The 14017-nt window shown below is 41.2% G+C and carries 12 protein-coding genes; 1 reads left to right on the top strand and 11 read right to left on the bottom strand.

What is annotated here, in order from left to right; genetic code table 11:
• Positions 1–32 precede the first annotated feature (32 nt).
• The 6 genes from F542_RS11080 to F542_RS00115 form a co-directional block, all read right to left on the bottom strand.
• Entirely contained in the window at positions 33–713 is a 681-nt protein-coding gene (locus F542_RS11080; RefSeq protein ID WP_015433644.1) for a hypothetical protein, read from the bottom strand.
• Positions 714–782: 69 nt separating this feature from the next.
• Positions 783–1916, bottom strand: a complete 1134-nt coding sequence (locus F542_RS00095; RefSeq protein WP_015433643.1) for a Gfo/Idh/MocA family protein — start codon at positions 1914–1916, stop codon at positions 783–785.
• Between the two features lie 233 nt (positions 1917–2149).
• Positions 2150–3178, bottom strand: coding sequence for an ABC transporter permease (locus F542_RS00100; protein WP_015433642.1), 1029 nt, complete (start codon positions 3176–3178; stop codon positions 2150–2152).
• Between the two features lie 11 nt (positions 3179–3189).
• Positions 3190–4740: a sugar ABC transporter ATP-binding protein gene (locus tag F542_RS00105; protein WP_015433641.1), complete on the bottom strand. Its 1551-nt coding sequence runs from the start codon at positions 4738–4740 to the stop codon at positions 3190–3192.
• Between the two features lie 51 nt (positions 4741–4791).
• The gene (locus F542_RS00110) at positions 4792–5736 is read right to left on the bottom strand and encodes a sugar ABC transporter substrate-binding protein (RefSeq protein WP_015433640.1); all 945 of its coding nucleotides are present in this window, start codon (positions 5734–5736) and stop codon (positions 4792–4794) included.
• Positions 5737–5975: 239 nt separating this feature from the next.
• Positions 5976–7490: a CoA-acylating methylmalonate-semialdehyde dehydrogenase gene (locus F542_RS00115; RefSeq protein WP_015433639.1), complete on the bottom strand. Its 1515-nt coding sequence runs from the start codon at positions 7488–7490 to the stop codon at positions 5976–5978.
• 217 nt (positions 7491–7707) lie between these two features.
• Here F542_RS00115 and iolB point away from each other — a divergent pair, with 217 nt between their 5' ends.
• A complete protein-coding gene (gene iolB / locus F542_RS00120; RefSeq protein ID WP_025266653.1) occupies positions 7708–8523 on the top strand; it encodes a 5-deoxy-glucuronate isomerase in 816 nt (271 codons plus the stop codon).
• 39 nt (positions 8524–8562) lie between these two features.
• On the opposite strand, the gene F542_RS00125 is transcribed toward iolB, so the two are convergent.
• The 5 genes from F542_RS00125 to yiaK form a co-directional block, all read right to left on the bottom strand.
• Positions 8563–10011, bottom strand: coding sequence for an FGGY-family carbohydrate kinase (locus F542_RS00125; protein ID WP_015433637.1), 1449 nt, complete (start codon positions 10009–10011; stop codon positions 8563–8565).
• Positions 10012–10022: 11 nt separating this feature from the next.
• A complete protein-coding gene (locus tag F542_RS00130) occupies positions 10023–11009 on the bottom strand; it encodes a TRAP transporter substrate-binding protein (RefSeq protein WP_015433636.1) in 987 nt (328 codons plus the stop codon).
• Between the two features lie 13 nt (positions 11010–11022).
• Positions 11023–12303 carry a TRAP transporter large permease subunit gene (locus F542_RS00135; RefSeq protein ID WP_025266654.1) on the bottom strand — a complete coding sequence of 427 codons (1281 nt, stop codon included), beginning with the start codon at positions 12301–12303 and terminating at the stop codon, positions 11023–11025.
• On the bottom strand, positions 12300–12782 hold the full coding sequence (locus F542_RS00140) for a TRAP transporter small permease (protein ID WP_025266655.1): 483 nt from the start codon (positions 12780–12782) through the stop codon (positions 12300–12302). The genes F542_RS00135 and F542_RS00140 overlap by 4 nt, the downstream gene beginning before the upstream one ends.
• Positions 12783–12848: 66 nt before the next feature.
• Positions 12849–13847 carry a 3-dehydro-L-gulonate 2-dehydrogenase gene (yiaK, locus tag F542_RS00145; RefSeq protein ID WP_015433632.1) on the bottom strand — a complete coding sequence of 333 codons (999 nt, stop codon included), beginning with the start codon at positions 13845–13847 and terminating at the stop codon, positions 12849–12851.
• Between the last annotated feature and the right edge of the window lie 170 nt (positions 13848–14017).

The raw sequence follows: 14017 nt of genomic DNA on the forward strand, positions 1-14017 counted from the left end.
AAATTTTTCTGCAAGACTGTCCGCTTGATTTTTTATTTATTATCACTTGAAAAATAAATATAATCGTTTTCAATTTTGATTGATTGTTCAAGCAAATAAAAAATAGGAAGTATTAAAAGAATTAATACAAAATGAACAAAAGATCTAAAATCCTCTGGCTGAGTTTCTAGATATTCAAAAATAAATCTGAACATAAGAGGATAATTTTCCCACTCTTTTGCAAAGTATATATGAATAATTGTAAAAAAAATAACACCTAAAAAACGGCGAGATATTGATGTTCTCATTCTGATTTTTTCTTCTGCTTTTTCATAATAGTATCTGAGTTCTTTATTATTCTCTCTAGCAGCTTGTATTTTTAAGTCTGAGATTCTCTTAAAATATTTAGCTTCCTCCAATTTAGGTAATTCATAGGTTTTGCAGCCTATTTTATTCAATAAATTTGAAAGTAAAAAAATATGCAAGAAACGCATTAGTGTAAACAACGCCGTAAATGTGATTGAGAAGAAAGAAATTGCTGCAATATAATCAATGGCATTTGTGAGATATATTTCTCTTTGCTGTATTGCAATATAGATAGGCACTTGATGAACAAGTTGGAAGTAAGCATCCAAATAAACAACTATCAATATGAAGCCTAAAAACCATTCTGTTTGCATAAGAACATTGATAGGGCTGTTTTTTGTGCTAAAAATTTCTTTAATTGAACTCATAATTTTTCCTTAAATGTAAAAAAACGTACCTCAACCAATTTGAGATACGTTTCTATTTTAATGTAATTATTAAATCTCACTCACCTCCACCCACCTTTTCTCCTCCGCCGATTTCGCTATTGCTTCCAATACACGGGAGATTTTATAGCCTTCTTCAAAATCGGGATACATTGGGTCATCGGAGGCGATGCCGTTGATGAGATCACGGATTTCCACCGCTTTTTGGTCGTTAAAACCGATGCCGTGGCCGGCACTCACGCAAAAAGCAGCGTAGTCGGGGTGTTCCGGGCCGACTAAAATGGTTTTGAATCCTTGGCGGGATTTGTCGTCATCGTGCAGGTAGAGTTTGAGTTCTGCCATTCGTTCCTGGGTGTAGCTGAGCGTGCCTTTGGTGCCGGTTACTACATAGGTTAGCCCCATTTTACGCCCACAGGCAATGCGGGAGCTTTCGAGCGTGCCCATTACCCCATTAGCAAATCGTACAAGACTGCTTGCCTGATCTTCGTTTTCTACTCTGATTTTTTCTGCAGGATTGTGCGGACTAGGGCGTTCTTCAATCACTGTTTGCATATCGCCGATAACACGCTCAATATCTGAACCGACCAAATAGTGTGCGATACTGACAATATGCGCCGCTAAATCGCCCAACGTGCCAAGCCCGGCTTTGGTTTTGTAGCAGTGCCAATCTATCGGGGTATTGGGGCTGGCGAGATAGTCTTCGTTATGCGTGCCATAAAAATGCACCACGTCGCCGATTTCACCGTTTTGAATAATTTGGCGAGCCAGTTGGGTAGTCGGGTTTTTGATGTAGTTAAAGCCGACTAAGGTTTTTACCTCTGCCTTTTGGGCGGCAAGCACCATCTCTTTGGCATCTCGGGCGGTGAGTGCAAGCGGTTTTTCCGAATAGACGTGTTTACCGTGTTTAATGGCTTCTAATGCTATCTCTTTGTGCAGAAAGTTCGGCGTGCAAATATCCACTACATCGACATTTGGATCGGCAACCAGTTTCCGCCAGTCGTCCGTAGCTCGGTTAAAACCGAACTCTTGGGCTTTTTGATCGGCTAATGCTTGGTTGATTTCGGCAAGGTATTCCAGTTGGATTTTGCCTTTAAGTGGAAACAGGGTTGGGGCTTGAGCGTAGGCAATGGCGTGGCAACGACCGATATAGCCAGTGCCAACTAAGCCGATTTTGATGGTTTTCATAAAGTATCCTTAATCTTTAAGAATATGTAATATCCTTTCTTTGAACGGCTCGAGGGTAAGAGAAATTTGGCAGTAGTGACGAAGAGAATAATGCATTGAATTTTTTGATTATTTTCTACGCTAATCTCTCCTGTCAAATCTCCCCCAACCCCTCTTTTCTAAATAGGGGAGGAATAAACAAGCGGTCTGGTTTTGCAAAATTTTTACAAAATCAGACCGCTTGTGTTAGCTATCTATAACGCTCCTCGTCTGCTCTTCGCATAGGTATCGAAGGCAACGGCAAGGATGATGATTAAGCCCATAATGATTTGTTGGTAGTAAGCGGAAACGTCCATCAGCACTAAACCGTTTATCAATACGCCCATAATAATCGAGCCGATGATGGTGCCTGTGACTCGTCCGTAACCGCCCATTAAGGACGTTCCGCCGATAACTACTGAGGCAATTACACGTAACTCAAAAGAAACGCCGGCAACAGATTCGGCACTGCCTAAACGGGCGGAGAGAATGAAACCAGCAAGTCCTGCCAATGCACCTATTACCACATAAACGCTGACTAAGGTACGGTTGATATTCACACCGGCTAAACGGGCAGCTTCCGGATTGCCACCTACCGAGTACACATAGCGTCCCCAGCGGGTTTTATGCAATGCGAAGTAACCGATAATGGCGACTACGGCAAAAATCACTACCGGCACCGGTACGCCTAAAATATCGCCACGTCCCCACCAGCGGTAGCCTTCGTCAAATCCGGCAATTGGCGAGCCGTTATTTAACACGAGTGTTAGACCACGCCAAATTGTCATACCACCTAGGGTAACGATAAACGGTGGCAATTTTAATTTAGTAACACCCAAGCCGTGTAACCAACCGATAACGGTTCCCATCGCCAGACAAATACTCAGACCTATTAACCAGCTCATGCCGCCCCACGCTCCATGCTCAACGGTAACAGTATTATCACCTTTAATAATGTAAGCAGCGAACATTGCGGTCACAGCAAGGATTGAGCCGACAGAGAGATCTATCCCTGCGGTGAGGATCACAAAAGTCATTCCTACCGCCATAATGCCAAAAATCGATACTTCGGTTAAAACGTTATAGATATTGCGTTGCGATAAAAATGCCCCGTTTTGTGAAGTGAAGAAAATTACTAATAAAATTAAGAAAATTAGTACGCCGAAGCGTTCAAAAAAGGCGATAAAATCGATTTTTCCTTTATCATCGATCATACCCAAATTTTTTAAAAATTGCGTTGCCATACAAACCTCTCTTACGCAGCCTGTTGTTCACGTTGGACGCCAACAGCCATCATTGACATTAATTTTTCTTCGGTGGCATCATCGCCATGAATTTCGCCAGTTACCCGACCTTCGGAAAGGGTGATAATGCGGTCAGAAATCGCCATAATTTCCGGTAAATCAGAAGAAATCACCAATACTGCGACACCTTGTTTTGCCATATCAAATAACACTTGGTGAACCTCAGATTTTGCCCCTACATCAATACCTCGTGTCGGCTCATCAACAATTAGTACTTTTGGATTTAACGCCATACAGCGAGCTAAAATCACTTTTTGCTGATTACCACCGGATAATTTGCGAGCTTCCAGTTCGCTACTTACCATTTTGATACGTAACGCTTGGCGGTAGGTTTCGATTAGATTGTCTTCTTTATGTTGATCAACAAACAGATTGCCTTTGAGCAATTTGCTTAAAATCGGCAGGGTCATATTGGTTTTAATCGGCAAGCCGAGTACTAACCCCTCTTTTTTACGATCTTCTGGCACGAGTGCCACACCTTTTTCTAGAGCATCTAATGGTGATGTTGCGGAGTATGGTTTGCCATCTAAGATGATTTCATCAGCAGTGTAATTTTCCACACCAAACAGACAGCGGGCAATTTCTGTTCGTCCTGCACCGACTAAGCCTGCAATCCCTAATACTTCGCCTTCGTGAATGTTAAAAGAGACACCGTGCAGAGCAATACCATGCGGATCAAGTGCTGGTTTTTCTCGGTGCAGATTTTTTACAGCAAGGCGAACTGGGCGGTGAGTATGATGGGTTTCTTCCGATGGACGACGAGTAAAGGCAACTTCACGTCCTACCATCATTTTTATGATTTGATCGACATTCACATTTTTCACTTCACCTTCTCCAGAATAACAACCATCTTGGAAAACGGTAAAGCGGTCGCACAAGGCAAACACTTCGTTTAAACGGTGGGTCACATAAATCACGCTGATACCACGGCTTTTTAAATCTCGAACGATTTGGTGCAGTGTTTCCACCTCTTTATCGCTCAATGCAGCGGACGGTTCGTCCATAACGATCAGCTTAGCGTTTAATGTCATTGCTCGGGCAATTTCGACCATCTGTTGCTGGGCAACGCTCAGGCGGGAAACTTGGGTATCGGGTTTGATATTTAAGCCGAGATTATCCAACACTAGTTGTGCTTCATCGTTGACGGCTTTTTCATTGACAAATAAGCCTTTCGTGGGCTCTCTACCTAAAAAGAAGTTTTCTGCCACGGTCATATTAGGTAACAGATTAAATTCTTGATAAATGGTCACAATGCCTTTTAATTGGCGGTCAAATGGTGAATCATTTGGATTTAAGCTTTCACCATTAAAAATAATTTCACCACTGGTTTGTGGTTGTGCACCAGAAAGAGCCTTTAATAAAGTCGATTTTCCGGCGCCATTTTCTCCCAATAATGCATGAACTTCACCTCTGTTTACGGTGAGTTTTACGTTATTGAGAGCTAACACTCCAGAGAAACTTTTAGTTAATGCTTTTACTTCAAGTAAGGGAGTAGTGGACATACAACCTCCGTAATAAAAAGCCTTCCAGCTTTAGCCAGAAGGCATACAAGATTATTCGCTAACTTCAGCAAAACGTTCAGCTTCCGATAAATTCTCTTGTAAAATAATTTTTGGTGGGTAGTCGGCACCTCTCACTTCTTGATTATTGCGAATGTTCCCAACAATTTGTTCTAAAGCTGTGCTAACTGCAAAACCTGGGCGTTGATCTGCGGTTAAAAATAACCAGCCATCTTTTACGCGCGCCAATGCTTCAGGTGTGGCATCAAAACCTGTTACAAGAATATCTCCTGCTTTTAAGCCTTGGCTACGTAAAGCCTCGATTGCACCAAGTGCCATGTCATCATTGGCCGAAATAATAACATCAGGTTTTTCTTTTAATGTAGGTAGTATGCTTTCAATAATACGTAGACCTTCAGAGCGCAGCCAGTTACCTGTTTGATCGATTACGATTTTGTATGTATCGCCGCCAACAGCTAGTTCGTCACGGATACCTTTAGTTCTTTCAATATTTGAGGTAGAGCCAGGCTGACCTGTTAATAAAATGATTTTTGCGCCATTTGGATATTTATTTTTCACAGCTTTTGCCACTTCTTGACCACCTGTATAGTTATTTGCACCAAAATGCGGCACAGGCTTACTACTCTCTACTTTACGATCGAGAGTGGCCGCAGGAATTTTTTCGTGGATGATTTCTTCAACGGCTGCTGAAATTGCATTTACATCATTTGGAGAAATAATTATTCCTTTAGCCCCACGTGTAATTGCATTTTCCAAATCTGATGCTTGTTTCGTTGATGAACTTTGTCCATCAAGTACCTGCAATTTAACTTCTAATTTTTTACCTGTTTCTACAGCAACTTTTTGAAGTTGAACTTCAAATGGGCTAGATAAATTTGGCAAGCTGAAAACCACTAATTCATCTTTTGCAAAACTATTAGCCATTAAACCTAGTGCTAAAGTACTTAATACAAATTTGATATGCTTTTTCATCTTCATCGTAGAATCCTCGGGTTAGATGGAAATATGGCAAGATTGCCGATGAACCTTCAAACAGCGAAGAATATTATTTATTTCATTATATTTAATTATGAAATAAATTTTTCAATCATGAATATAGCATTATGAGATTTTTGCTCAACTTGTTTGTTTCAAATTTGTTATACAGATCACATTTTAGGGTATAAAAAAGCGGTGAATTTATCACCGCAAAATACTCAAAAAAGGAAATTAACAGATTACATTGTTGGAAAATTAAACGCTACTTGGCTACAGCGAACAGAATTATCTGGCCAACGAGTTGTGATCGTTTTCATTCGAGTATAGAAACGCACACCATCTGGTCCGTGAACATTTAGGGGTCCAAAAATAGAGGCTTTCCAACCACCAAAACAGTGGAATGCCATTGGGATTGGGATTGGAATGTTCACACCTACCATACCCGCTTTCACTTCTTGCGTGAATTGACGTGCTGCATCACCATCACGAGTAAAGATGGCACTACCGTTACCATATTGGTGGCGGTTGATTAGCGCTAAGCCTTCCTCATAGCTGTTTACTCGCACGACAGAAAGCACTGGTCCGAAAATTTCATCTTGCCAAATAGTCATTTCAGGAGTCACATTATCGAATAGCGTACCACCTACGAAATAGCCGTTTTCATTACCTGCTACTTTATATCCGCGACCATCAACTACCAGTTTTGCACCTTGTGCTACACCCTGATCGATATAGCCTTCAATTTTCGCTTTATGTTCTTTGGATATTACAGGTCCCATATCGTTTTCAGGTTGTCCTTCCGGTAATATACCTGCACCAATTTTCAATGCTTTCACTTTTGGTGTGAGTTCTTCAACGATTTTATCGGCAAGCTCATCGCCCACAACAACTGCAACTGATAATGCCATGCAACGCTCACCAGCAGCGCCAAATGCCGCCCCTAAAAGAGCATTTACTGTGCTAGGAATATCTGCATCTGGCATAATCAGTGCATGGTTTTTGGCACCACCTAAGGCTTGAACTCGTTTGCCGTGTGCACAGCCTATTTCATAAATATATTGTGCAATAGGTGTTGAACCTACAAAGCTAACTGCTTGAATGCGAGGGTCTTTTAATAGAATATCAACCGCTTCTTTATCTCCTTGAACTACATTGAATACACCATCAGGTAAGCCGGCTTCTTTCAACAATTCGGCAATAAGAATAGATGCCGATGGGTCTTTTTCTGATGGTTTTAAAACAAAGGTATTACCGCAAGCCAGAGCGACTGGGAACATCCACATTGGCACCATTGCAGGGAAATTAAATGGTGTTATACCGGCAACAACACCTAATGGTTGTTGTACGGAATAACTGTCAATCCCACGGCCTACATTTGCTGAAAATTCGCCTTTTTGTAAGTGTGGAATACCGGTTGCAAACTCAACTACTTCTAAACCGCGAGTCAATTCACCAATCGCATCAGAGTAAATCTTCCCGTGTTCTGTGCTGATTAAACGAGCGAGCTCATCAAAATGGGTTTCGAGTAATTCTTTAAATTTGAATAAGATACGAGCACGGCGTAGCGGAGATTGCTGTGACCAACTTTTAAAAGCTTCATCTGCTGCGGTGATGGCCGCCTCGACTTCGTTTGCTGTGCTTAATTTCACTTTTTTGATCTCCTCACCTGTTGCCGGATTGAAGACAGAAGTTATCCGTTGGCTTTGGCTTTCAACGGCCACACCATTAATGAAGTTTTTGATAAATTGACTCATTGAGAGGCTCCTTATTCAGACTAGGTATAGAAAAACAATAATCTTGTGATAAGCTACGCCTAAAAATGAAAAACTGCAATGCAATAAATAGAAAAATAGAAATTTTATTTCATTTTTGTGATCTACTTAGAAAGTTTTATTTTTGGAGATACAAAATATTGGTTATATTTTGTATAGTACATTAAAACAGTTAGTTGCATGCAGATAGGAGTTCCATATGAGTCCATTGTTATCCCAACCTAATGTGTCTAATGAAAATGGGCAAATCCAGCAGATCACGCCAGAGAATGCGAAGTGGGAATATGTTGGATTTGAGGTTTATTTATTAGATAACCAAGAGCTTGAATTACAAAGTGGTGAAAATGAGCTTTGTTTAGTATTTGTTGCAGGAAAAGGTTCTGTCTATGTGGATCAAATCGCATTTGAGAATCTTGGTAATAGAATGTCGCCTTTTGAAAAAGTCCCACCTTATTCTGTGTATATTCCTCCTCATAAAACACTTAAAGTGAAAACGACAGAATCGCTAGAATTAGCAGTATGTAGCGCTCCAGGAAAAGGGAATTACCCAGTGAGACTCATTTCACCAGAGAATGTTGGTGTAGAAAAACGAGGATTCGGTAATAATAAACGGCTTGTTCATAATATTTTGCCAGAGACTGAGCCAGCGGATAGTTTACTTGTCGTTGAGGTATTTACTGATGAAGGAAATACAAGTTCTTACCCAAGCCATAAACACGATGATAAACATTCAGAACATGAAACTTATCTAGAAGAAACCTACTATCATCGCTTTAATCCTCCTCAAGGATTTGCAATGCAGCGAGTATATACAGATGATCGTAGCCTTGATGAATGTATGGCTGTATATGATAAAAATGTGGTTAAAGTACCTCGTGGTTATCACCCTGTTGCAACAATAGCAGGCTATGATAACTATTATTTAAATGTGATGGCAGGACCTGTGCGTAAATGGCAATTTACTTGGGAAAAAGATCATCAATGGGTAAACACGGAAAAATATGGTCATAAATAACAATGATGCCACCGATACTGTTTCGGTGGCATTTTATCTCTAAATTAAGGTTTGAAAGGCGCGAATAAGATGGGTGTATCGCTGGTATTTGGCTTGATAAAGGGCAAAATTTTCAGCGATGGGTTGGATAACGTTTATATTTATATGTTGCCGTACCATTGGCTCGCCAATGCCTTGCCACGCCATCATTGCTGCGCCAAAGCAACCCGTTTCTTCAATTTGTGGGATTTCGAGCCTCATGCCGGTTAGATCGGCAAGCATTTGCATCCAAACAGAAGATTTTACAGGGCCTCCCGTTACTCTTAGTGTATTTGCGTGAGGAAATCGTTGTCGCATACGGTCGAGGTGGTGCATCAGGCTAAACAGCACCCCCTCATAAATTGCCTGCAATAAATGTGCTTGGGTATGGTGGGCTTGAATGCCGTAGAACCCCGCTTGCATTCCTAAGCCCGCGTTTGAACCATATAAAAACGGCACGAATAGTACGGAACTTGATGCAGGTGCTAGAAGGGATATTGCTTGATTAATTTCAGCATAATTCAATTTCCACTGTTTCACAAACCATTCTAAATTACCTGCTGAAGTTGGGCTAGCTTCGTGGACAATAAATTTATCCGTTTCGGCATATTTTCCATACACAAAAGGAATAGCTGAATTTTGCACTATTTGTGGCGTAATACCACTGACGACCGACCAAGTACCGAGTACAACATTTAAGGTTGTTTCATCTTCTAAATTAGCACAGAGAGCGGTAGAAACCACATCAAATAAGCCTCCAACTACAGGAGTCCCCACTGCTAAGCCACATATGGCAGCGGCTTGTTCACTCACATAGCCTGCAATCTCATTTGGTTTAATCACAAGCGGGAGTTTTTCAATAATTTCTTGCAAACCCAGTAGTTCTGCAAGTTGAGGATCATATTGCCCCGTTTCCATATTATAGAGATTGCTTTCCGATATATTGGTCTCTTCGCAATGTATCTGACCCGTTAAGCAAAAACGCAAATAGTCGTGGGACATTAGCACTGAGCCAATTTGAGCATAACGTTCGGGTTCATGTTCTTTAATCCAACGTAGAATGGAGACAGGGTGGCCAGTCCAGAGCGTTTGGCGGGTAATAGGATAGAGTTTTTCGGGAATGCCCTCCGTTTGCCATTTTTTTACAATATCTAGCGAACGTTGATCAGAGGATAAAATTGCCCGCCCCAGAGGCTGATTATTTTTATCTAGTAAAAATGCGCCTTTGCCCTGTGCTGAAATGCCAACAGCTTTGATATTTTTTGCAGAAATTCCGCTTTTTTCGACCGCTTGTTTGATTACCTTGGCACAAGTCTGCCAAAGTTGAGCCATATCACGCTCGGCATAGCCCGCTTGTTCACTGATTACTGCCAGATTTTCACGGTGTAAGCTGTGTAAATTACCTTGATTATCAAAAAGAGCGGCTTTGATAAAAGTGCCACCGCAGTCTATGCCGAGAGTGTAGTTCATACTTAATTTTCCTATTCAGCTAAGGCATCAATTGCTTTAATCAATTCATCGCCATTTTGATCAATAAACGCTTTACGGACATCTGCTTCAATTTTTGCTTTAAACGGTGTGTTATCAACCTCTTCGATAACTTCAATCCCTGCTTTGCGTAGATTAGCAATAATCTCTTGTTCGTTTTGTACATTTAATTCGCGCTGATATTTTCCAGCTTCTTGTGCAGCACTTATCAATGCGGTTTGTAATTCAGGAGCAAGAGCATCAAATTTTGCTTTATTCATCACCACTATTAATGGGGTATAGCCATGATTCGTTAAGCTCAGATATTTTTGCACTTCATAGAGTTTTGATGACCAGAAAATGCCTATCGGGTGCTCTTGGGCATCCACCGCACGGGTTTCCAAAGCAGTATAAAGTTCAGCCAATGGCATTGGCACAGGATTGCTACCCAATAGGCTAAATGCCTGAATATACATTGGGTTTTGATTGGTACGGACTTTTAATCCTTTAATATCATCAGGGCTGTTCACTGGATTTTTCGAGTTAGAAAATGCACGGAATCCCACATCCCAAAATGCTAAGCCCTTTAAGCCCTTATCCTCTAATGCAGAGAGTAGGCTTTGTCCAATTTCACCGTCCAGCACTTTATAAACGTGTTCACGATTTTTAAAAATGAACGGAATATCAATGACATTAAGTTTTTGCTCAAGTCCAGAGAAATTTGGTGAACCAGACATTTCTAAATCAATTGTTCCACCACGGACTGCGCTGATCATTGTTTGGGCATTACCCAGAGTACTGTCTGGGAAAAGGCTGAGTTTGATTTCACCTTTGGTTTTTTCTTTTAACAGGTCGTTGAACTTTTTGGCTGCGATATGCTGCGTATCTGAACGAGGAGCCTCATAGCCAAAGCGCAATGTTGTTGCCGCCTGTACGGATGTCGCAAAAATAGCGCTACCAGCGATTAATGCGGCTAAGGTTTTTAAATTGAATAATTTCATAGTTTCTCCTTGGTTAAGGTTGCATCCACGCAAGTGGTGTGAGAATAAGTTGTGGGAAAAAGACAAACGCAAAGAGTAGAGCGATCATCATAAAAAGATAAGGCAGAATACCTTTTGCAGCTTGGTCAAAAGGTAGTTTGGAAACTCCTGTAATAACATTGAGCACATTGCCTACAGGTGGAGTAATTAAACCTATCGAGGTGTTGAGAATAAATAGTACACCGAAATAAACAGGATCAATTCCTGCCTCTTCAATTAATGGCATAAGCACAGGGGTTAAAATCAGCACGGTCGGGGTTAAATCCATCACCATACCAATGATAAAGACAGCAAGCATGATCACGATAAGCAGAACGGTTGGACTATCAATTAGTGGCTCTAATAGCTCTGTCATCATTTGTGGCAGTTCAGCAATGGTAATTAACCAACCTGTTACATTCGCTGCGGCCACCAGCAACATCACTACCGCTGTGGTTTTTCCTGCATTTAAGATAACTTTATATAAATCACGGAATTTCAGTTCACGATAAATAAAAAGCGAAATAATTAATGCATAGAATGCGGCAACGGCTCCTGCTTCTGTTGGGGTAAACATACCAGAGCGGAAACCGCCGATAATGATTACAGGCAGTAATAACGCCCAGATACTGTTTTTAAACGAGATGCAGAGTTCTTGTTTGGTTGCTTTCGAGAATGTCATCAAATTGAGGCGTTTGGCTTGCCACCACCAAAGTAGCCCTAAACACATCCCCATTAAAATTCCTGGGGCGATACCAGCAAGGAATAATTTTGTGATCGATACGCCACTTGCTACGCCAAATACAATAAACGGAATACTAGGTGGAATAATTGGAGCAATAATGCCAGCTGTGCCAATTAATCCAGCGGAGCGATCAAGCGGATAACCGGTTGTTTTCATCATTGGTAATAGCATTGCGGCAACGGCTGCAGTATCAGCAACGGCAGAGCCGGAAAGACTTGCCATGATCATCGCGGCAATAATTGCCACAAAACCTAGTCCACCCCGTTTGTGTCCGACTAATTTCATCGGTAAATCAATAATTCGTTTGGATAATCCACCCTCATTCATAATTTCGCCAGCTAGAATAAAAAATGGGATAGCCATTAGCGAAAAACTATCCGCTCCGCTAATCAGCTGTTGGGCAAGGATTTGAGCATCAAACAAATCTAGGTGAAGCATCAGTGCTACGCCACAGAGTAAGAGAGAAAAGGCAACCGGAACTCCAAGAATAATTGCGCCTAATAGTGCAAAAAGGAAAATAATCACAGTCATAATATTTCTCCTTGCATGATTTGGCGCATCGTTGAGCCCAAGCGTATTATTAACAGCAACGCGATAAAAGCACCAGCGATCAAGCCTGCAAGATAGGTAATACCGGTAGGGATACCAGAAATAGGTGCAATATTGTCTAAATTTAACTGAAATTGCACAAAGCTACCTTGTACCATTAAATAGCAACAAAATAGCATTAAGGTGTCTGTGAGCAGTTGTAGCACACGTTGTTTTTTAGGAGAAAGGCGCACGGTCAGAATGGTCACTTTAACATGCTGATTAGCATTAAAAGCAAGCACTGCACCAAGGAATGTGAGCCATACAAACAGATAGCGCGAGACTTCTTCGGTGATGTTGATGCTGCTATTAAAACCATAACGTAGAACAACATTAAGGAAAACTAAACAAGACATTGTGGCAAGAATAGCAACCACGAAAAACTCGAGTGTCTTGCTAGTGTAGTGAATAACTTTGTCCATTTTGATTTTCCGTTTTGTAAAATTTTGCTAAATTTTTACCGCTTGTATTTGTTGAACGAAAGATAACTAAAGTGCTTTTAATTTCGCCCAAACGGTATCGTCTACGGGAATGCCATTGGTTCGGTTTTCGGCACGAATTCGTTCGAATTCGTGTCCTGGGAGTCTTACTGCAATATTTGGATCGGCTCGTTCTGCGGTTTTCACATATTCCATAATACGATTGAGTTTTTCGTCTTTGCTTTTGCCGTCAATTAATCTCTCTACCTCAATGGCAATAAAAACCTGAGAAACGCAATACTCATCATCTTTTTCTTCTGTCACTTCAGCCACAGATAACCCATTGGAAAGTAAGGTGGCAATCATATCCAGCACAATGGATAAGCCAGAACCTTTCCAAAACCCCATTGGCATTAGGCGGCGATTTTTCTCTACAATTGCAGGATCTCGAGTTGGATTGCCGTCATCATCAAAACCTGCATCTACCGCAGTTTGGCGACCAGCAAGACGATTGACCTCAAGCATTCCGTAGGAATACATTGAGCAGGACATGTCTACCATCGTGATTGGGCTTGAAGGAATGGCAATAATAAGTGGATTAGTTCCAATGCGGCACTCTTTGGCCCCCCAAGGTGGCATTACTGCAATGGAATTTGTCCAGCAGATTCCAATATAGCCTTTCTCTGCCGCTTGCCAACCGTAGCCACCGCCTCGCATCCAGTGATTAGCATTCTTAAGCGCTACAACACCAATACCAAATTGATCGGCAATTTGCATTGCTCTATCCATCATTTTTTTTGCGGTGAGATTACCGATGGCTTGGTGAGCATCCCATTGTTCAATAGCACCTAAGGAAAGCACTTTGCTTGGTACTGAGTCAGGCACAATATCGCCTTTTTCCAATTGTTGAATAAAACGTGGGAAACGGTTTACGCCATGAGAATAGACCCCGCTTTCCGTGGTATCGGCAAACATTGTGGCACACTCTTCGGCAAGTTCTTCGCGAACATGGCGAGCTAAAAGTACGCGTTTAAATTCCGCTTTCAATTCCGCATAAGAGACTTTCATTTGATTCCTCTTTATTTGTATTTCATATAGTAAAATTATGTTTCATAAATTAATGTTATGGCGAAAAAATGTCAATGCGTTGCTTAAAATAAAAGTCTTTATAAATCAAATGGTTATTTTTTTATTTCTGGATTTGTGATCAATGTCTCATTTTTAGGAATATAATTTCA

Source organism: Bibersteinia trehalosi USDA-ARS-USMARC-188 (genome assembly GCF_000521725.1).
Lineage (GTDB): Bacteria > Pseudomonadota > Gammaproteobacteria > Enterobacterales > Pasteurellaceae > Bibersteinia > Bibersteinia trehalosi.